Source organism: Microbacterium sp. BF1 (genome assembly GCF_019279095.1).
Classification (GTDB): Bacteria; Actinomycetota; Actinomycetes; order Actinomycetales; family Microbacteriaceae; genus Microbacterium; species Microbacterium maritypicum.
Genome location: NZ_JAGYWT010000505.1, coordinates 1 through 1715 on the forward strand (window position 1 = coordinate 1; position 1715 = coordinate 1715).

Here is a 1715-nt window from a genome sequence, read left to right on the forward strand (position 1 = left end):
ACGTCGATGAGCGGGACGCCCGAGGGGATGGCGCGCACCGCGCCGACGACGCCAGTCCTCGCGTCCGCGCGATAGCAGCGTCGCCGCCCGTGCGTCAAGGGACGGCGGACGATAGGAGCGCTCGCCTCGTGCGTGCGTATCGTGGAGGACACGAAGAGTCGCTTCAGCGCTCTGAGTCGGTCGAACCGGCGCGCATTCGGATTCTCTCTCGGGTCTGGGATGCGGCCCGGGGGTCGGTGCGCATGCGCAGCTTCTCACTCGATTTCGCCGGTCCTCCGCGTTCGGGTCGCGGAGGACCGGACAGTCTTCCCCCCGATCGACGGTATGGACGGGAGAATGGACGATATGTCCGCGAGATCCCGCCGGCCGCTGCTCTCCTCCGTGCGCCGCCTGCTGCACACCGATCCCTCGGCGGTCGCGCACACCGAGGCCATGCCGGTCATCGACGAGCGCACGGTTCCCCGGGTGCTCGATCTCGCCACGCGCATCGGAGAATCGATGTTCGCGGTCGGGGCCTCGGCGCACGAGGTCACGCTCGCCATCACCCGGGTGTGCGACGCCTACGGGATGCGGGGCGTGCAGGTCGACGTCACGTACAACTCGATCACGGTGTCGTTCCATCTGAGCGGCGAGGTCTGGCCCGAGACGCTCGTGCGCGTCGTGCGCGTCACCGCCCCCGACCACGCGAAGCTGCAGCGCGTGCAGGCCCTGGTCGCCGACATCGACGGTGGACTCGACCTCGAATCCGCACGCACGACCTTCCGTGCCATTCGACGGATGCCGTTCCGCTACCAGCAGCCCGTCGTCATCGTCGCCAGGGCACTTCTCGCCGTGGGCGTGAGCATCATGCTGGGCGCCTCGCCGATCATCGTCGGCCTCACCTTCGTCGCGGCCCTGTGCGCCGCACTCACGCAGGCCGGTCTCGCCCGACTGCGCGTGCCCCTGTTCTTCAGCCAGATCGCCGGAGGGTTCGTGACGACCGTCGTGGCCGTCGTGGTCTCCGCCCTCGGCACCGCGGGGATAGAGCCGTTCGTCGGCATCCGCCCTTCGATCATCGTCGCCTCGGGAATCGTGCTGATGCTCGCCGGCCTCACCGTGGTCGGTGCGGCACAGGATGCGATCGACGGCTTCGCGTTGACCGCGGGCGGACGCATCCTCGATCTGACCATGCAGACCCTCGGCGTGGTGATCGGCATCCTCGTCGGCCTGGAGCTCGGCGGCGTCCTGGGGTTCACCATGGGCCTGCCCGACGACCCTGCGCCGTTCGGCCCGCTCGTGAACCAGTTCGCAGGGGCGATCATCATCGCGGTGGCCGTGGCCGTGTTCAACGGCGCCGGCCTCCGCATCATCCTGGTCAGTGCGCTGCTCAGCGCCGTCACTCTCGCGGGCTACTCCGCCTCGGTCGCGCTGAACCTGCACCCGGCTGCGGCGAGCGCGATCGGCGCCCTGCTCGCGAGCTTCCTCGGGATGCTGATCGCCCGCAACCTCCACGTGCCCTCGGTCGCGGTGACCACCGCGGCGATCGTGCCCCTCGTTCCCGGTGTCGCCGTGTTCCAGGGACTGCTCGAGATGGTCCACGCCGCCGGCATGGATGCGCTGAACCATGATCAACCTGCCGGCCGGAGTCAGCCGGGCATTAGCGTGGGACACGAGAAGCCTCCGTGTGATCGAGCTGCAGAACTAGACAGCTCCAACTCGACACCGGAGGCTTCTCC

At 69.0% G+C, this 1715-nt stretch carries 1 protein-coding gene; it reads left to right on the forward strand.

The window, feature by feature from the left end:
- Positions 1 to 345 precede the first annotated feature (345 nt).
- The coding region (locus KZA10_RS14200) for a threonine/serine exporter ThrE family protein (RefSeq protein WP_256934876.1) at positions 346 to 1715 on the forward strand (1370 nt) is incomplete at its 3' end.